Raw genomic sequence first — 19,588 nt, forward strand, 5'->3', positions numbered from 1 at the left:
TTGATAGCTCCTTTTTTTTAAGATTTAGAAAATTTATTAAAGGTATCTAAAGCAGCTTTCCATACAGGGTCTTCGATACCTTTAGTTGCAAGATTAAGCAGGTGAGGAGTAAGCTGATCTGAAAAATCGACAGAGCTCTCTCTTGGTAATAGGCTTGGAAGGTTATCTACGGCAAGCAGTTCTAGTCCACAAGTCTCAACGAATGGTTTCTCCCACGAAGTAATATCATCATAAATAGGAATTGGATTAAGATTACTTGTTGGATCACAGCTAACATCACCAATAATTGATAGGTTTTTATTTCCTGCGAGGATATCTTTAGTGATAAATGGAGGTACTTTCGTTGTCATTAAAACGCAGTTAACGAAAATATCGTGCTCAGCGATTTCTTTGAAGGGGCCGCCGGCCTTAGTTTCTTCATAGTCCCATAAAGTAGTTTCTACACCAAAGTGATCGAAAACTTCTTTTGCTCCACTTCCGCATCGTCCCTTTGCTCCAATAATTATTGCTCTAGGATTGCGAGTTGACTCTTCTTTGTGTGATGAAATTTGGGAATAAAGACCATTAATATCTTCAAATGATTTCATTGCTGGGTAAGGAGTATTCAATTGTTTTTGATAGAATCGATCTAGAGAAATTGCTGCTCCTACAAAGCCTGCCCACTTTCCAAATGCGGCTACACGCCTTGAGTTTTCATCGACTAAGTATTCTAGATCAAAGTGTTGTCCGTTGCCTTGAATATATCTATTTAGTACTTCTTTATGACCATCTTGGCCCTTAAAAATATGTGCGAAGTAGATATGTCTATGTTTTAGAGGGAAGCTATCAAGTGGAAGCTCTTTAAGGCCTAGAATAAAAGATCTCTCATCTTCCTGCTTCCAAGATTCAATTGGAGTAATTTCACATCCCACTTCTTGATATTCACTATCCTTAAAAATTCGATCAGGACAAGTTTCAACTTTTACACTATGACCTGCTTCGATTATTTTCTTGGCATTGGCCGGTGTTAGAGGAGTTCTTCTTTCAAAGGCCTTAAATTCTTTTCTTAGTATAAAAGTAGCTTTCATTCTTAAACCATTTTCTCTTGAAACTCTTTAACGGAGATTTCATATTCTGAAATTAATCTATCTATAATATCTTTAGTCGTTTCTATTTTATCTGTAAACTCAATAGATGGACCAGCACACCATACACTCTTATAAGTTGCAGAAAAGGCAGCTTTTTCAACGAGCTTCATACCCTTGTAATACGTCAGCATTTTTGCATACTTCTTTAATTTCTTATTTTTATTTAAGTACGACTCTAGAAAGTTTTGTTCTGTACCAATCTTTTTAACAAAAGGAGTATTAATGACAGTACAAGGGGAGCCAGATACTTTAGTAGTCATCACAATATCCTTTGCTCCGTAGTCAACAACTGCTTGCTTATAGCCTTCAGAAACATCACTTTCAACTGTTGCAATGAATGGAGAACCAATTGAGACGCCTTCTGAGCCAAGAGCAAGGACAGAAAAAAGAGCTGATCCTGTTCCTACACCTCCAGCACTAATAACCGGTAGAGAACAGTTTTCTTTTAGTAGAGGAACAAGAATTGAAGCAGGAGTAGGGCCGGCATGTCCTCCAGCTCCAGAATTCACTGCAATTAAAGCATCGGCGCCAAGTTCTTCGCATTTCTTAGCATAAGTAACATCAACGACATCGCAGATGACTTTTGTTCCCTTAGACCCACATCTTTTAATTATTTCTTCAGGACTCCCAAGGGAGGTAATAATAAAGTCTGGAATATACTTCTCACAAATTTCAATTTGCTTTTTTAGATGAATATTTGACTTGTTTGCTATGAGATTGATGCCAAATGGACCTTCACACTTTTCTTTGAGTTCTTTAATTCCCTTTTCAAATTCTTCAGGAGTTCTCCAGTTAAGTGCAGGTATACAGCCCATAAAACCGGCCTTAGACGCTTCAATTAGCATCTTATTATTTGATACTAGGAACATTGGAGCTAAAATTATTGGATATTTAATCTTAAATGTCTCAGTAAGCCATGTTTTTATCATTATATTACTCCATATTTCTTTCTATAACTTGTTGGATTTATTCTTACATAGATAGCTTTTGGCTTAAAGTTTTATTTTGTAAGAACTTATTTGCAGTAAAAAAAGAAGCATTGGCCTAGAATAGTTAAAAAGAATCAGGAAGATTTTATTTATTAGGAGTATTTAAATGAAAAACTCATTGAAATGGATTTCGCTCTCATTGCTATTAAGTGCGAATGTTTATGCTGCACCGGCCAAGAAATTTATTACTATCGATAACGATGCTGTTCACTTTTCTAAGTCAAAATTCAAATCATCAGTCTCTGCACTTAAGTCAGTAGAAGGTATTTCAGTTCTTGAAATTGATGAAAACTCTCTATTAGAGCTAAGTCATGAAATGCATGAGAACTTTCACCGTTGCGGTGGGTTTATGCTTCATGACTCTTTAGAAGATGCAATGGAGGCGGTTAACTCAATTGAGACTCGTAACTTTGCTAAGTCTGCTCCGTTTGCAGATTATAACATTACAGCAGAGGATGAGGTGACACCTCTTATTCCTCAAGTTAGTGAAAAAGAAATAACTAGTACTATTAAAAAATTATCAAGTTTTAAAAATAGATATTATCAATCAGAAACTGGTGTTCAGGCCGTGAAGTGGATTCACGATAAGTGGGCCGCTCTTACTGCTCATAGAAGTGACGTAACTGTTGAGCTATATAATCATTCTAGCTGGAAGCAGCCATCTGTTATTTTAACTATTAAGGGTGAGTCTGATGAAACAATTGTAGTTGGTGGTCACGCTGACTCTATTGCCGGTTATTGGGGAAGAGAAAGAGCGACGGCACCTGGTGCGGATGATAATGCATCAGGAATTGCGACTGTAACTGAAATTATTCGAGTTCTTGCAACGTCGAACTTCAAGCCTACTAAAACAATTAAGTTTATGGGCTATGCCGCTGAAGAGGTTGGTCTTAGAGGATCAAAAGAAATTGCGAAAAGAATGAAAAATGATGGAGCGAATATAATTGGAGTTCTTCAATTAGATATGACGAATTATAAAGGTTCTGATCTTGATATCGTTATGATGACTGACTTCACTAATCAGCAACAAAATGCTTTCATAGGAAATCTATTAGACAAGTATTTACCAGAAATAAGCTGGGGATATGACAAATGTGGTTACGGTTGTTCTGATCATGCATCATGGCATGGTGAAGGATATCCAGCGTCAATGCCATTTGAGTCTAAAAAGAGAGATATGAATAACAATATTCATACTGCTCGTGATACAATTGAACAATCAAGAGGTGGTTCTAACCACGCTGTAAAATTTGCTAAGCTTGGTCTATCGTTCGTTGTTGAATTAGACAGGTAGTAAATCTCACACTGGAACGGGCCGCTTTAACTTTATAATGGAGTAAACGTGGCCCTATCTGAGGTTCCTTCGCTTGTTGACTTTGAAGAAGTCAAAAATCAATTAGAAACAGAAAGAAAAACCCTAGTTAAAATTAATAGTTTTAGTGATGATGAAGAGTATATTCGCTCTGTCGATGATGCTGCAATTATCTTGGACGTTATTAAAGGAATTCAACAATCCCTTTATACTTTCTTTTTAGAGTATCCTAGTCTTTTACCAATGTTCAGTAAGGATTACATTCCTTTTTACGACTTTGTTCAAAGAGCAAATATATTAGATCTTATCTTTTTAGATGACTGTTTATTTCCTGAACTAGAAAGATACTACTTTGGACAAGATGGTGGTTTGAGTCTAAATATTATGTCTCTACATCACAAGGCAATTTTAGAATGGATTGATAAAAAGAAATTGGCCCATGAAAAAGCTCAGAAGACTATTGAATTAGAGTTTGATTTAAATTTAAAGATGGCAGATTTATCATGTCAGTGTATGGACTGTGTGGCAACATTTAGAGCTCGCATGAGAGACTTCGTATTTAACAAGTGCACTGCAGATATTGATGAAGCCAAAGAGCAGATTGAAGAGAAACTAAACGGAACTATAGATCAAGTTAGTGATGTCTATAATACACTTCAAAAAACTCTAGATAAGACGCTATATAAAGTTAGAACTAAATTAAAGAGATCATCGTTAAATAGATTAGAGTCACAAATAAAAAATAAGCTTCATGAAAAATATAATTATCCAAGTGATATAGCAAAAGATCATGCAAGAAATATAATTCCGATGTTAAGAAATTGGCTTTCAGATAATGAGTTCTCTGAAGACCTACTTACGGAAAATGAGTATCATAAATTCTTCTCTCAACTTTCTTCGGATTTTTGGAAAGGGACAAAGAGTTTACAAAGAGATTTTAGAAAATTTGTTAGAGCAATTGTTGTCTTAAAGAAGAAGGATGTTTCCTCAAAAATCTTAAATGATTATTTAGGAGAGTTCTGGGTTCACTCAAGTTCCCGAGAGATAAAAAGAAAAATTATATATCATATGGGGCCGACTAACTCTGGTAAGACTTATCATGCAATAGAGGCCTTAAGTAAGGCAAAAACTGGTTGTTACCTTGCACCTCTAAGGTTATTAGCGGGAGAACTTTACGATACTTTAAACTCAAAAGGAGTAACTACAACATTACTCACAGGTGAAGAAGTAATAGAAAAGGAAGGATCTACACATTTTTCATCAACGATTGAAATGGCAAGGTTTCAGCAAGTATTTGATTGCTGTGTTATTGATGAAATTCAAATGATTACAGATAAACAAAGAGGCTGGGCTTGGACTAGAGCACTTGTAAATATGTATTCTCCTGAAATCCATGTTTGTGGTGACGCCTCAGCTTATGAATTAGTTAAGAATGTTGCAGACCTTTGTGGTGATGAGCTAATAGTTAAGAATTATGAAAGGATGACAACATTAAATGTTGAAAAAAGACCAATCGTTGTTGGTCAACTTGAAAAGAACGATGCTCTAATTGTTTTTTCAAGAAGAAATGCTCTTCGCTATAAGAGAGATCTTGAAAAAGTTGGATTTAAGGTTTCAATTGTTTATGGTCGTTTAAGTCCTGAGGTTAGAAGAGAACAGGCCCGAAAATTTGATGAGGGTGAAACAGATATTATCGTAAGTACAGATGCTATCTCTATGGGAATGAACTTACCCGTTAGAAGGATTGTATTTTCTACTTTATCTAAATATATTGATGGTCATGAGTTTATAATTTCTCACTCTGAAATTAAGCAAATTGCAGGTCGTGCAGGAAGATTTAAAAGATTTCCTACAGGCTTTGTTACTACTTTATCTAAAGTAGAAGGAGGGCTTCAAGAGATTACTGAAGCTCTAAATGCAACTTTAGATCAATCTACGAAATGTATGGTTGGTCCTGATTTGGATATATACAATCAAGTAAATGATGCTTTAACAAAGAATAATCTTCCTGGTCTAAAGTTATCAGAGTTTTTAAGACTCTTTCATACGATGGATTTTAAGGCACCATTTTTCTGTGTTGAATTAAAAGAGATGATTGAACTTGCTGAAATGGTGGAAGACACTGACTCGGAAAACATCTTAACTACTTCAGAGATTTTTGGTTTTGCTTGTGCTCCTGTTAATCAAGGACTTCAAGAACATGTTCAATATTATATGTGGATATTATCTCACTACGTGAAATCTCAACCAATTATTAATGAGCCAATTGATCCTAAATCAGCCGATATAGACTATCTTGAGACTTCAATTAAGTGTGTCGAGCTCTATCAGTGGCTAGCACGCCACTTTGATAATAAGAACTTTTCATTTAATGAAAATGATCTTCTAGAGAATAAATCTCTTGCTGTTGACCAGCTTAACGATCTCTTGTCTGCGAAAATTGTTCCGACTTGTTCTAGTTGCGGGTGCAAATTACCAGAAAAACATAAGTTTGCAATTTGTGAAGACTGCTTTCATCAAAGACGCTTTTCGAATCGAGGAGGGGGGCGCAGAGGTCCAAAGAGAGGGACTAGTCCAGCCGAAGCATTTAAAAAAGGGCTGTCTAAAAAAGCTGGAAAAAAGAGTACTTCAGCTAGAGAGGCCTTTAGTAAGAAAAGGACTAAGAAGAGGAAATTTACTGGTAAGAAATAAGTATGAATATTGATGAATATGCCAAAAATATACTCTTTTCAAAAGACTTGGATGATAAATTACAATCGCCAAGTATCGTGACTAGTTGTGATGATTTTGAAGTTCGTGAAAGACCAAGTTTTCCTGCTCGAGCAGATAATATGAAATTTCGAAAAGAACAAACAAAGTTTCCTAAGGCAGGTTCTCTTCATATTCCAGAAAAACGAGCAATCACTTTGCACTTCTTCGCTAATCATGAGTTGTTGGCCATTGAAATGATGGCAGCTGCTATTCTTTGTTTACCAAATCGAAATGAAGAAGATTTAAAAGCTAAGAAGGGGCTGCTTGCTACGATTGCAGATGAGCAAAAACACTTCTTACTTTATAAGAAAAGGATGGAGTCATTAGGCCTGGGCTTTGGAGAGGTCTCTTTAAATAGTTTCTTTTGGAACCAATATACGAAAGCGCAGACTTTAGACGATTTCTTTTCAATTGTTTCTTTAACCTTTGAAGGGGCAAACCTGGATTTTGCGAATTTCTATTCAGGAGTATTTGAAGATATCGAAGACTTCGAAACAAAGAAAATTGTAGATATAGTCTATGAGGATGAAATTTCTCATGTTGCTTATGGAAGAAACTGGTTAAACAAATGGAAAGGAGATAAAAGTCTCTGGGAGTACTATTTATTACATTTGCCTGAAAACCTATCTCCAGCAAGAGCAAAGGGGATGCAGTTCGATCACTCTTCTAGAATTAGGGCCGGCCTTGATAATGACTTTATCTCAAATGTTGAAGCCTATAGAGATGACTTTTCGATAACTGACAGGAAACAATGGAAGAGCTGATCTACGAAGTAGATTTTAACTTTGAAAGTAAGCTTGCACAGAGAACTCAAAATAATAGTGCAATGTCTTGGTTTGATCATGTATTTTTCTTTATCAATGAAGAAGATAATTGCCAACTTTCAACAAAGTATAATTTTTCTAAACAATATCTCGAATATTTACGTGATATAGGTATCAAAAATACTAAAGTGACTTCTGCTCGTCCTACTAAACTTTGGTGGTCGAATGATGATAATTTAGAATTAAATAAAAAACTAAATTCAAAAATAAAAATGAGTCAATTAGGAATTGATCAGGGCTGGATTCCAATAAGAACATCAATTGGTCTTGAAACAGCTCATATGTACGATGGAAGAATTGTTGCACGTGAAGAGTGGGGTTTTTCTGGTAGAGGGACATATTTTATTAATAAACATGAGAAGATTTCTCAAAAAGGAGAATTTGTTCTTAGTGAATATGTCAGAAAAATAAAAGACTATGGAGTTACGTATTTCGCGAATAGTACTGAGTACTTTATTGTTGAGAATTTTATTGATACTAGAGGACAGTTCTGTGGAGGACAAGTCATTAGTACTAAAGATTTTGTAGATGAAGTCGGTGAAGACTCGATAGAGAAGATGAGTCAAATAAGAGACTTCTTATTTAAACTTGATTTAAAAAAGTCTATTCAGATTGATTGTTTCTTATATGAGAATGGATTTCATCCCTTTGTAGAAGTAAATTATAGAAAAACTATGGGAATGATGATCTATGCCCTTAGAAAATATATTGAAAAAGAGTTTTATTTCTGGAGAATATATAAACCAAAAAAAGAGTTAAGTTTCGATATAATAAATGAGGCCCTAACACAGAAGGGCATACACTTTATAATTACATCACCTGTAGACAAATTTGTTTCAATTTGTTGCGGAAGTGATTCTGTTAAACAACTTGAATTAGATAGGGCATGGTTAGAGAAATTTTTTAGCTAACTGTAGAATCAAGTCTCCACAACTATCAAGATTTGTCGCATAAGCAATTACACCATCTTGATGGCCTTTCATTACAATAGTGCCATGAGTTGAGTCACCAATTATTCGTTGTACATTTGTAGCCATCTCTAAAGTACCGTATGGAATATCTTCATGAGTTGCTGGGTAATCATTATCAATCATACCTTTCCAGATCCTCGTATTATGTATATGAAATACTGCCTTGATTGAATCATTTGCTTCATAAATAGATGCATGAGTTAAGGCTTCACTTGAAGGTTCAACACTACCTCTAGAGAAGAGTTTCATATTTTTTAAATCATAACCTTCTATTATTGTATAAAGTGAGCCATCTAGTTGAGCATACTTACCTGTTTGAGTTCCTGTGATGACAAATGAGACTTGCTCTTGCTTTGCAATAAATTGAGAGACATTTCCAAAACCAACTTTTTCAGTAGGGTACTCACCAATTAAATTGAGCGAGTATAATTTTGCTCGCCATAGCTCTAAATCTTTCCATAAGGATTCATCTAATGGGCCAGAGTAGGTAAAGTTTGACCTGTCATATTTAATTACACCATCATCAATCACTTTTTCTCAACCTTTTTGATTAAATTTCGATAAGTTATAAAACAAACATAATATAAGTTATTGAATCCTGCAAAGGAATTGAAATGTCGAATGGTTTAAAAGATAAGATTGAAAGTTTTATTCATGGAATAAAGTCGAAATTACGTAAAAAAGGTGATGACGATGATGAGGATTATGAATATGAGGACGAAGATGAGTCTGAAGAGTCAGATGAATTCGCTGAAAAAACTGAAGAGATAGATGGTTCGGCCATAATTAGTTCGGAAGAGGATGAAGACTCTGACGATGAAGATTACGATGATGAAGACGAAGAAGATGATGAAAAAAAAGCTGCAAAGAAAAAACAGCTGCTTATCCGAGGATTTATTGTCTTAATTATAGCCTTTCTTGCTTATGACACCTTATTGGCTCCAAAGGAAGAGGAAATTGTGCAAGTACCTGAGGTTAAAAGACCAAAGAGAAAAAGAGCGAGAGTAAATAGAAAGAAAACTCCTGTTGTAAAAGAGAAAGTTGATAAAGCTGCTGAATCAAAATCGAATACAGCTCCAACTGTTGAAAAATCTCCTGTAGCGCAAGATCCTCCTGTTGTTAAAGAAGAACAAGTTCCGGCTCCTTCTGGTGAGGAGAAAGCTCCTGTTGTAGCAAATGAGGAAAGTACTTCAGCTAACGAACAACCAGAAGTTGTTGCGCCTGATGATACTAATAATCAGATGAATGAAAACAATCAAGAAGATCAAACTGAGTCGAAAGAAACTATTGTTGAAAATTCACTGCAATTAAATAACTCTACTGAAGAGTCGGCAGAAGTTTCCCTTGGCGAAAATAATTCGGCAGCTGAAAAAAGTGAAAGTTCTCTAGATAAAACCTTAGATAACTTGTCAGAGAATGCGCCAAAAATGATAGAGAAAGTTCCTGAAAAAGAAATAGAATATCAAGAACCTCCTAGTTATCAAAATACAGGACGAGGGTTAGTTTACAATTGTTTGGGAAAACATTGGGCATGTGTGGACCAGACAAGTTATCTAAATTGTAAGAAAAATTCTGATTGGAGTCTTGCCAACGATAAATCACCTGAATGTTTTCCAAGTGATATTTATCAGAATTTTAAAGACTGTAGAACAATACAAATTGATCGGATAAATACCTTATCAGATACGTCTTTTTGTAAGTAAAATATTTAAGAATTCTTCATCTTTATCTTAATGTAAATTTGAAGTGTGAAAAATATGGATCAAAATTAAAATATTTTTAGTTAAGAAATATTTAATTGAGATCCATATGACAGAACAAAATGCAGCTATAATTCACGAGTTTTTAATAGAGTCTTTTGAGAACCTCTCTGGCATTAGCGAAGAGATTACACAATATGAAAAAGATCATAGCAATAGTGAATTATTAAATTCAATATATAGAAAAGTACATACCCTAAAAGGGTCCTCCAGTTTTCTCTCATTTAAAATTCTAGAAAGTGTTACTCACCATGCTGAAAATATCTTAGATATGATTCGTGAAGGTGAGATGGAAATGGATTCTGACATTATTGATATATTGCTTGAAACATTTGATGCTTGTCTTGAAATGTTAAAAAATATTGAAGCAAATGGGACAGAAGGTGAGAATAAATATTCTGATTTAAATGCAAGGCTCTTAAAAGTAGAGTCAAATGAGTCCATCGATGATGGACTTCGAAAAAAGTTTGAAGAGCAGAAAATTTCAGAAACCTCTGATCTTCCTGCCTTGAATATTAAACTAGAAGTAATGAACGAAACAAAACTTCAGAATAAATCTTCAAGTGAAGAACTTGCATTAGTAACACAAAATCAAAATGCTTCAGAGTCTGTAAAAACTGAAGTAGTAAAGCTGGCCACTGAAGACGTGCTAGAAAAGAAACCGGAAGTAAAGAAAGCAGAGACTAAAAAAGTAGACCTAAAGACTGAGGAGCCAAAGAAGGTGATTAGTCTTACGGATAGTGTCGTAAGAGTTAATGTTCAATTACTTGATAAAATTATGAATGTTGTAGGAGAACTTGTCCTTAATAGAAATCAAATATTGCAGTATGCGAATATTTCAGACTCACCTGATTTAACAAGATTAGCGCAACAACTCAATGTCATAACAACCGATTTACAAACTGATATTATGACAACAAGAATGCAGCCTGTTGGAACTGTTTTAACAAAATTTGAAAGAATTGTTAGAGATTTAAGTCGAGAACAAGGTAAATCCATTAAGCTAACAATTAGTGGAAAAGAAACAGAGCTTGATAAAACTCTCTTGGAGGCCATACGTGATCCAATGACTCACCTTGTGAGAAATTCTGTTGATCATGGTATTGAAGACTCAAGCAGAAGACTCGAGAATGGAAAGAGTGAAGATGGACATATACATATCAAGTCTTATCACGAGGGTGGGCAAGTTACTATAGAGATCTCTGATGATGGTAATGGAATTAACCCAGAAGTTATTCTCGCTAAGGCAATTAGTAAGAACCTTGTTAGTAAAGAGAAGGGCGCGACTTTGTCTGAGAGACAGATTCTTAACTTAATTTTTACACCAGGCTTCTCAACAGCTGAGCAAGTGACAAATATTTCAGGACGTGGCGTTGGAATGGATGTCGTTAAGAGTAATATTGAAAAGATCGGAGGCTCAGTAGACGTTCACTCCGTTGTTGGAAATGGAACAACATTTAAGTTGAAGATCCCGTTAACTTTAGCAATTGTTCCAGCTCTCGTTGTACGCTCAAGCGGAGAAACTTTTGCAATACCTCAGATAAATCTAGTCGAGCTGGTTCGAATTGAGAACGAAGGAAATGAGAATCATATTGAAAAGTTACTTGAGTCTGAATTTTTCAGATTAAGGGGAGAACTAATACCTGTTTTTAGACTTGGGGAAAGTTTAAAGCTCTTGGATAAAGATGAAGTTGTTGAAGACATTAATGAAGACTGTGTAAATATAGTAATCTTAAATGCTGAAGGACAATTTTATGGGTTAATTGTAGATCATGTTTTAGATACGGAAGAAATTGTTGTTAAGCCACTTTCGAGAAAGTTAAAGGATTTAAACTTATTTGGAGGGGCAACTATTATGGGTGATGGGAGTGTTGCGCTCATTGTTGATGCCCTGGGATTCTTTAATTCTGTCGACAGTGGAGCCTCTGCCAGAACAGACGAGCACGACTTCCTAGAAGAAAAAGAACAGATTAAGAATGGAGAAACGCAAGAGATACTCTTGACTCAACTTGGAGATTCTCGCGACTATGGAATACCTCTATGTCTTGTGAATAGATTGGAAGAATTTCCGTTAAAGGATATTGAATGGACTGGTGATCAACCCTTAGTTCGGTATGGGAATCAGCCAATGTTGCTAATTAACCTAGAGGAGTGTTTAGAGCTTGAAGGGACTTCAAGTTTACTCAGTGAAGAAAAGGATATTACTGTCGCATGTATAGTGACTAAGGTTCGTGGAAGTTACTTTGGTTTAGTTGTTAAAGAAATAAAAGATATTGCTTTTAGTGAAAGTGACGTCAATGAAGAGATGAGCGATAGAGATGGAATAATGGGAACAATCTTCATTAATGGTAAGACTGTATCACTACTTGATGTTCACAAAGTTATTGATAGTAAGAAGAGATCAAAAAATATTGCATCTAATAATTTAAGTGTTCTACTCGTTGATGATTCGCCTTTACATCAAAGAGTTCAAAAAGAAATTATTACTGAACTTGGCTATTGTGTAACAACTGCATGTGATGGTGTTGATGGAATGCAGAAATTTAGTGAAATGCCAGATCTAAAGCTAATAGTGACAGATATTGAAATGCCTAATTTAAATGGTTGGGAATTTATTAAAAAAGTTCGAGAAACAAATCCAAATATCCCTGTTATCGGAATTTCTAGTCGCATCACTTCTAAAGATGAAGAACGTGGAGAGAGAAATGGATTTAATTGTTTTATAGATAAAAGCAACCAAGAGAAAATGACAGAAGCAATCCTGAATTGTGTCGGATAAGGAGAAGTTGTGGAATTAAATATAGATCAATCAATGTATACAAGCTCTGACTTAAATCAGTTATGTGGCTTCAAGATTGGAAGTGGACACTATGCTGTGTCTGTTCTGGAGGTTCAAGAGGTTATAAAGCCGCAGCTTTTAACTCCGGTACCTCTAGCGCCAAAGTATATTAAAGGTTTAATTAACTTAAGAGGACAGATCGTAACAGCGATAAGTTTAAGGACGTTGTTTGGATTAGATGAAATAGATCGAGAAGATTATATGAATATCATTGTTCGCTCTGGAGATTCATTATACTCCCTCGTTGTTGATGAAATTCTAGATGTAATAGATGTTGAAAAAGAGACTTATGAAACGACCCCTGAAACTCTAGATGAAAAAATTAAAAAATTTATTAGTGGTGTTTATAAATTAGAAAAGAAATTATTAATCTTATTAGACTTGGAAAAAGTTTTAAATATTGAACGAAGTGAGGACTTAAAATGAGAGCACAAAGTGTAGAAATGGTTAGAGAAGATAATGATCAAGAAAAAGGGACTGGGCAAAACTACGAGCAGATGCTTGAGCTATCCCCAATTAATACTCTTATGGCAACACCAGACGGTGTTCTGACTTACATGAATTCTAATTCAATTAAGACTCTAAGAACTCTAGAGCAGTATCTTCCTGATAGAGTAGATAATCTTGTTGGCAAGAAGATTGACTGGTTTCACAAAGTTCCAGACCATCAATTAGGTATCATCAGAAACCCCGCAAACTTACCACATAGGGCGACTATTAACGTAGGACCAGAAAAATTAGATCTTCTAGTATCTGCGATAATGTCTGAATCAGGTGACTATTTAGGACCAATGGTAACATGGGAAGTTGTTACAGATAAATTAAAGCTAGAGGCCGAAATGGCAAGAGCAAGTCAAATGGTTGATAAGTCTCCAATAAATACGATGATGGCGACACCTGATGGAAAAATGGTCTACATGAATGAGGCTGCAGCTAAGACGCTTAGAACTCTTGAGGATAGACTACCAGCAAAAGTAGATAATTTAGTTGGAAACAGTATCGATTGGTTTCATAAAAACCCTGCTGGACCTAAGAATATTATATCTGATCCAGCGAATTTACCACATAAAGCAATTATCAGTGTTGGAGAAGATAAGTTAGATCTTTTGATCTCAGGAATTTCCGCCAATGATGGATCTTATCTTGGAGCAATGGTTACATGGGATGTTGTTACAGATAAGGTTAATCTCGTTAAAGAACTCACTAAGAGTGCATCCGAGCTTAATGATTCAGCTCAAAATTTACAAACTGTTTCGAGTTCACTTTCAGCAGGAGCTGAAGAAACTTCGGCGCAAGCTAATACTGCTAGTGTTGCATCTGAAGAAGTTAATGCCGGTGTTCAAACTGTTGCTTCAAATATGGAAGAGATGGTTGCAGCGATTAAGGAAATTACAAAAACTACCAACGAAGCTTCTTCAATGACTAATGATGCAATGAAGATGGCGAAGAATACTAACGAAATAATTTCGCAGCTTGGTGAAAGTAGTATGGATATTGGTAATGTAATAAAAGTTATTTCTTCAATTGCTCAGCAAACCAACCTTCTTGCTCTTAATGCAACTATTGAAGCAGCTAGAGCAGGTGAAGCTGGAAAAGGGTTCGCTGTTGTTGCAAATGAAGTTAAAGAGCTTGCGAAGCAAACTGCCAAAGCAACATCAGATATTACTAAGAAGATTGAAAATATTCAAAGTGATTCAAAAGGTGCCGTTAATGCCATCAAAGAGATTAGCGAGGCCATTGAGAAAGTAAATGGTTATGCAGGTAATATTGCTGCGTCTGTTGAAGAACAAGCTGCAACGACTAATGAAGTAACAAGAATTGTTACAGAATCAGCTGAAGGGGTTAAACAAATTAATGAGAATATTTCTCAGGTTTCTCAAGCAGCAGCAACAACAGGTAAAGATGCTCAGAGTGCTCAAGAAGCGAGCAGAATCTTAACTGAAATTTCAAACAATCTTCAAATACATGTAGAGAAGATAAAAGTGTAGTATTGATGAAAGTTTTAATAGTTGACGATAGTATTGTTTATAGATCTGCAATATCCCAGGCACTCGAAACGGTGCCTGGAATAATTATAGCGAAATCTGTTTCTAACGGAGAGCTTGCAGTAAAGTATCTTCAAGATAATGCTGACATAGACTTAATAACTTTAGATATGGAGATGCCTGTTTTAGATGGAATGGAAACCATAAGGCAAGTCCGAAAGTTCAATAGACACGTAACAATCATAGTGTTCTCTTCTTTTACAAAGAAGGGAGCTGAAAGAACGATAAAAGCTCTTAGTATCGGAGCTGATGATTTTGTTGAAAAAGTTGAGGGGACTGGGAGTATTGAGGGATCAATCTCCATGATTCGTAAAGAGTTAGTTCCTCGAATTGAAGCCTTGCAAAAGCGCTCTTTCTCGAGAGAGCAAATTGAAAATACGATTAAAGATAATATTAGTGGTGGTGTTGAAATAGAGAATATTGTCATGAACATGAGTTTAAAACCGAAACTCATATGTTTAGGATGTTCTACTGGGGGGCCAGAGGCATTAACCTCGATATTTAAAACTATTACTGAAAACTTAACTATTCCAATGGTTATTGTTCAGCATATGCCTCCGATGTTTACACAGAAATTAGCTGAAATGTTAGATAAGCTATCACCTATTGAAGTTAGAGAAGCACAACACGGTGATACAATTCGAGCTGGTCTATGCTTAATTGCACCAGGTGACTACCATATGGAAATAACACCAGAATTGAAAGTTAAGCTTAATCAGGACGAAAAGGTTTGTTTTGTGCGACCGGCAGTGGATGTTCTTTTTAAATCAATTTCAAGAAACTTCACAGGACAAGTTCTGTCTATCATTTTGACAGGCATGGGTGATGATGGAGCAAATGGTTGTATCGAATTGAAAAAGAGAGGAGCTTATCAATTTATTCAAGATGAGAGCTCTTGTATTGTCTGGGGTATGCCCGGTGCTGTTTCACGTACAGGAATTAATCCTACGACATTAAAGTTAGATCAATTCGGAAAATTACTAAACCTAGTATCAAAGAGAGTGTAAATGTATTTTGGATCGTATTTATTTAAAAATAAGCATCTAAGTTTTAAAGATTATATTTCTTGCTTAAGTGCTCAGATAAAATCAACTCCAAGCCTTTTAGAATGTTTGGTCAGTGAGGATCTATTACCTGAAGAGAAAATTGTAGATCTTGTAAATATTCAGTTTAATACGAAAAGGAGTCTTAGAGATCTATTGATAAATGAGAATTTTATTACTCAAGATCAACTTTCATCATTAATGAATAAACTTACCCAATCACAAAAGAGCTTTTCAGAGCTTTTAATCGAAAATGGTTTACTTAAGAAAGAAGAAATAGAAACCCTTTTAAAAGAATATGAAAAGACTGCAGTAAACGATGAATATTCAGCTCAAGCAGGGACTAAGAGTGAAGCGTCGACTGAGGAAGTAGAGATAAACTCAGCAGCGCTAGAGTCTTTAAAAGAGTTAGAGGGCGTTGACCTAAGCGACTTTAATATTGTACCTAAAGAAAAAGTCTCTGATGAAAGTAGCTGTAATGATGAAGGTCTTTCTCTTGCAGCACTAGAATCATTGAGAGAGTTAGATCCAGAAGCAGCAGGAAAACTTGAAATTAAATATGATGAAAAAGAAAAGGTCGCCCAAAGTCCTAATGATACATTTGTAAATGAATTTGCAGAGACATTTAATGAAAAAATGTTCAGGAAGATGAAGAAAATCGTTGTTGTGATTTTTAAAACAGCAAAAGAAGATGGAGATTTTTCTAATTTCTTCAATTCGCTCTTTCGTGAATTTCACCTTGTAAAGGGAGCCGCACGATTAGCTGGTTTTAAGCTTGTTGAAGATGTCTTAGACCAATGGGAAGACTGTCTTGATAGCTTTTTTAAGTTAAGTGATCAAGATCAAAAGAATTGGTTAAATGCATATGGAGAAAAAATTAACGATCTTATAGATGCATCATGGTCAATTAGAGAGTCTCTCGTAAGTGGAGAAAATGAATCTGAGATAGACCTTTCCAAAATAAGAGGGCTAGTTGATTTATTTTCAGGGGAGAGGCTCGCTAGTTAAGTTTTATCAATATTTCTTGATTAGAACTTTCTATATGTATAAGTGTTTGTGGTCGTAGTTTATTTTTGTATCCTGTCGCTATAACTTCTTTTAGATCCACTCCAGCTTGTTCTAGCTTTTCTAATGTGCTTACTTGCATATAATCTCCAATATTTTTTAAAACTTGTGAAGGAAAGGTTAGGTTAACTTTCTCAATACAGTTTTCAGAGACAATAATATTTAAATGGTGTGACATTTCTTTAAAGAAATCTTCTGCATGATCTAGTGGAACTGATATAGAGCTAGTCTCTTCAAATGTTGCTACAGATACTACTTCTTTTAGTATTTTAGAAAAAAAGATTGGAGTGTTGAAGCGAGTTAGAGTTTTAAGCAATAAAGAGTAAGATCTCATAAGAGAGAATACCTCATTATTTCCTGCCATCCTAAACCACCACTTGTCTTCACCTAGAATATTGTCAACGATCTTCTTTATATCATAGTTGTTTAGATCAAACTTTAAAGGGCTTGTGAAAGGTGAGAAAATTGCTGAAAGAAGAGGGACTATTCTATTGGAGATGTGAGAAAGTTTATCTTTATCAAACCCTATATTGCCCAATAGGTCCAGGTAATTTATGTCTTCTTTATTTTGGAGACCAGTGATTATTCTTAAAAGAGAGTGGACCTTATTTTTATCAATTTTCTGACAATTTCCTAAATCTAGGAGGTATATAATATTATTATCAGTATTGAAAAGAAAGTTGTCCTCCTGATTATCAATTTGAATGAATTTTGACTCAAATAGAGTATAAAGGTAATTCTTTAATAATTCTTTTGCAAAGAATTCTCTCGTCGACTGAATACTGTTTGATAATTCTTTTGCACTTAGACCATCGGCCCAGTTTAGAAGCAAGGTATCCTTTGTTAGGCAGGTTGCATCTAGGGTTCGGACAGATCCTGAGATTGAGCTACTCATTTGTTTCGTATTTCTTTGTTCTTTAGAATAATCTAACTCTTCAGTTATACTTAGTTTTAGCTCTTCTACAAAGTTCGAGGATAGATGTTGACTTATTTTCTTTGGTGCAAATTTAAGAGCATTGTTTAATGCAGAAAATTGTTTTTGTAAGTTCTTCTCTATTTCAGGGTATTGTATTTTTAAGGCGTAGACGTTCCCAGATTCATTTTTAACCTTTATGACACAGCCAATTGATCCAAGTTCAACATGAGACGAAGCGATAGACAAGTTATTTGCATTGCAGACTTCATTTATTCTCTCTCTTAAATTTCTCTCAAGTGAGAGAAAAGGTAGTTGTGTTCTTGTTTTGTAATTAGCTTCATCCTTGTGTTGATTTAGAAACTGTCCAAGCTTTAGGTATAGTCCTTTTTCTCTTGTGAAAATTTCATATAATGAATTTAAAACTTTGTTTCTCTCGAGTGTATCATTTTGATCACTTATGTTGTTGATTTTTGATACACACTTGTAGAGATTAACGTAATTCTTCATGAAGATATCTTATCTCAATTATTGCTGTGTTTGACATTGAGATAATCTTAATTTCTTCTAGTAGTATTAGTATGTACTCAACTATTTTTGGAGACACTTTCGAAAGAGAGGAGAGCTCGGCTACTGTTGTTCTAAAAATACGACCTCTTCTTCTTTTCAGTTCATACAGTGTGTATAAGGCACTTACTTGCTCAGCATTATCTAATAGCCTAACAAAAGATATAAGCTCATTGTTTTTAAGTTCAAAAATTATTGAAAATAGCTTTATATCTTCAAGAAGTTTAAATGCCTTGATACAGGCGCTAACTTGAATGAAATTATCAGTTTGATTAGATAAGTGTTTTTGTAAGGCAATATCTTTTTTATGAAAAGTAAGCATACTCTTACTTCGGTTTTAATTTTTTTCACTCAACCTATTTCACATCTTTAGAATAAATTTAGAATAGATAGGTACTTATTTCTCCGATAGGAAGGCATTGGAGATTAAATGGAAGATGCAATGATAGATGAGTTTTTAATTGAAGCTGATGAGATGTTTGAACTCGCTGAGGTTGGACTTTTAAATATTGATAAAGGTGAGAGCTTTGATGTTAATTTTAATCAAATTTTTCGATCGTTTCATAACCTTAAAGGTGCTGCTGGAATGTTTGGTCTAGAGCTTTTGCAGGAACATATGCATAAGGTAGAAACTTTGTTTGAAAGTACACGCGATATAGGAAAGATTTCAAAAAAAGAAATTGATTTCTTTTTAGATGCTGTTGATGTTGCAAGAGATATTCTTAAGGGTGAAGATGTTGACTTTGTTGTAGTAGATAAATTATCAGATTTAGATCAAGAAGTTACTCTCTCAGTTCATGTGGATAAAATAAAAAAGGTTAAGGAAGCTGTTGAGCATTCTGTAATAAATAAGAATACACCTCTTGTTTTTATAGTTGATGATGAAGAAGAGATTGTTGAAATTCTCAGTTTCGCTCTAGAGAGTGAAGGTTACCGTGTCAAGGGATATACAAATGGTCACGATTTAGTTGAAGATTTAGAGGAAGATCCAGATCTTATTTTAAGTGATATTAAAATGCCTGAAATAGATGGGTTAAAGTTACTCAAAGAAGTTCATGCCGTCCACCCTGAGATACCTTTCATTTTCTTTAGTGGCTTTATTACTAAAGAAGTGATGATGGAGTCTCTTTCATATGGAGCCCAAGGGTTTTTAGAAAAGCCCATCGACCTTGAGTATGTAAAAAAAATGGCTCGCCTTGCAATTAATCGTTACCGTTCAAAAAAACTATTAGAAAAGAGCATAGACTATATTATGTATCAATTTTCAGACTTAGATAAATACCTTGAGGAGTCTGGCAAAGAAAATGTACGTAGAACACTTAAAACAGAATTGGAAATAATTCTAGAACAAAGAAAAAATCTTAAGAATGCAGCGTAAAGGA

Annotated in this window: 16 protein-coding genes; 11 read left to right on the forward strand and 5 right to left on the reverse strand. The window is 34.9% G+C overall.

Translation table 11 applies throughout. The features are described from left to right. Nucleotides 1-17 precede the first annotated feature (17 nt). Together DPQ89_RS08470 and DPQ89_RS08475 are read right to left on the reverse strand one after the other, a co-directional pair. A complete protein-coding gene (locus DPQ89_RS08470; RefSeq protein WP_127716505.1) occupies nt 18-1,067 on the reverse strand; it encodes a saccharopine dehydrogenase in 1,050 nt (349 codons plus the stop codon). A gap of 2 nt (nt 1,068-1,069) precedes the next feature. Next, entirely contained in the window at nt 1,070-2,056 is a 987-nt protein-coding gene (locus tag DPQ89_RS08475; RefSeq protein WP_127716506.1) for a nitronate monooxygenase family protein, read from the reverse strand. A gap of 166 nt (nt 2,057-2,222) precedes the next feature. Here DPQ89_RS08475 and DPQ89_RS08480 point away from each other — a divergent pair, with 166 nt between their 5' ends. The 4 genes from DPQ89_RS08480 to DPQ89_RS08495 are packed head-to-tail and all read left to right on the forward strand — an operon-like array spanning nt 2,223 to nt 7,914. After that, nucleotides 2,223-3,410 (forward strand): M20/M25/M40 family metallo-hydrolase, encoded by a 1,188-nt coding sequence (locus tag DPQ89_RS08480; RefSeq protein WP_127716507.1) that lies wholly within the window; start codon nt 2,223-2,225, stop codon nt 3,408-3,410. A 48-nt stretch (nt 3,411-3,458) separates the two neighbouring features. Continuing rightward, nucleotides 3,459-6,119, forward strand: coding sequence for a helicase-related protein (locus DPQ89_RS08485; RefSeq protein ID WP_127716508.1), 2,661 nt, complete (start codon nt 3,459-3,461; stop codon nt 6,117-6,119). Between the two features lie 2 nt (nt 6,120-6,121). Continuing rightward, complete coding sequence (locus DPQ89_RS08490) at nt 6,122-6,943, forward strand: DUF455 family protein (protein WP_127716509.1); 822 nt, start codon at nt 6,122-6,124, stop codon at nt 6,941-6,943. Continuing rightward, nucleotides 6,931-7,914, forward strand: a complete 984-nt coding sequence (locus DPQ89_RS08495; protein ID WP_127716510.1) for a hypothetical protein — start codon at nt 6,931-6,933, stop codon at nt 7,912-7,914. Before DPQ89_RS08490 ends, DPQ89_RS08495 begins: the two co-directional genes overlap by 13 nt. Here DPQ89_RS08495 and DPQ89_RS08500 read toward each other — a convergent pair. After that, nucleotides 7,894-8,505, reverse strand: a complete 612-nt coding sequence (locus DPQ89_RS08500) for a class II aldolase/adducin family protein (RefSeq protein WP_127716511.1) — start codon at nt 8,503-8,505, stop codon at nt 7,894-7,896. The two genes, DPQ89_RS08495 and DPQ89_RS08500, sit on opposite strands and share 21 nt — an antisense overlap. Nucleotides 8,506-8,588: 83 nt before the next feature. On the opposite strand from DPQ89_RS08500, the gene DPQ89_RS18495 reads away from it, so the two are divergent. From DPQ89_RS18495 to DPQ89_RS08530, 6 genes are all read left to right on the forward strand, one after another. After that, nucleotides 8,589-9,677, forward strand: a complete 1,089-nt coding sequence (locus DPQ89_RS18495; protein ID WP_164848320.1) for a hypothetical protein — start codon at nt 8,589-8,591, stop codon at nt 9,675-9,677. Nucleotides 9,678-9,783: 106 nt separating this feature from the next. Then, nucleotides 9,784-12,513, forward strand: coding sequence for a chemotaxis protein CheW (locus DPQ89_RS08510; protein ID WP_127716513.1), 2,730 nt, complete (start codon nt 9,784-9,786; stop codon nt 12,511-12,513). A gap of 9 nt (nt 12,514-12,522) precedes the next feature. Further along, complete coding sequence (locus DPQ89_RS08515; RefSeq protein WP_206611150.1) at nt 12,523-12,999, forward strand: chemotaxis protein CheW; 477 nt, start codon at nt 12,523-12,525, stop codon at nt 12,997-12,999. Beyond that, the gene (locus DPQ89_RS08520) at nt 12,996-14,561 is read left to right on the forward strand and encodes a methyl-accepting chemotaxis protein (RefSeq protein ID WP_127716514.1); all 1,566 of its coding nucleotides are present in this window, start codon (nt 12,996-12,998) and stop codon (nt 14,559-14,561) included. Before DPQ89_RS08515 ends, DPQ89_RS08520 begins: the two co-directional genes overlap by 4 nt. A gap of 5 nt (nt 14,562-14,566) precedes the next feature. Continuing rightward, entirely contained in the window at nt 14,567-15,625 is a 1,059-nt protein-coding gene (cheB, locus tag DPQ89_RS08525; protein WP_127716515.1) for a chemotaxis-specific protein-glutamate methyltransferase CheB, read from the forward strand. Beyond that, complete coding sequence (locus DPQ89_RS08530; protein WP_127716516.1) at nt 15,626-16,669, forward strand: hypothetical protein; 1,044 nt, start codon at nt 15,626-15,628, stop codon at nt 16,667-16,669. On the opposite strand, the gene DPQ89_RS08535 is transcribed toward DPQ89_RS08530, so the two are convergent. Both DPQ89_RS08535 and DPQ89_RS08540 read right to left on the reverse strand, forming a co-directional pair. Beyond that, a complete protein-coding gene (locus DPQ89_RS08535) occupies nt 16,662-18,149 on the reverse strand; it encodes an AarF/UbiB family protein (RefSeq protein WP_127716517.1) in 1,488 nt (495 codons plus the stop codon). The genes DPQ89_RS08530 and DPQ89_RS08535 overlap by 8 nt on opposite strands. Next, nucleotides 18,133-18,528 carry a hypothetical protein gene (locus DPQ89_RS08540; RefSeq protein ID WP_127716518.1) on the reverse strand — a complete coding sequence of 132 codons (396 nt, stop codon included), beginning with the start codon at nt 18,526-18,528 and terminating at the stop codon, nt 18,133-18,135. The genes DPQ89_RS08535 and DPQ89_RS08540 overlap by 17 nt, the downstream gene beginning before the upstream one ends. A 108-nt stretch (nt 18,529-18,636) precedes the next feature. Here DPQ89_RS08540 and DPQ89_RS08545 point away from each other — a divergent pair, with 108 nt between their 5' ends. Further along, complete coding sequence (locus DPQ89_RS08545) at nt 18,637-19,584, forward strand: response regulator (RefSeq protein ID WP_127716519.1); 948 nt, start codon at nt 18,637-18,639, stop codon at nt 19,582-19,584. The last annotated feature ends 4 nt before the right edge of the window (nt 19,585-19,588 follow it).

Origin of the sequence: Halobacteriovorax sp. HLS (assembly GCF_004006665.1) — a bacterium.
Lineage (GTDB): Bacteria > Bdellovibrionota > Bacteriovoracia > Bacteriovoracales > Bacteriovoracaceae > Halobacteriovorax.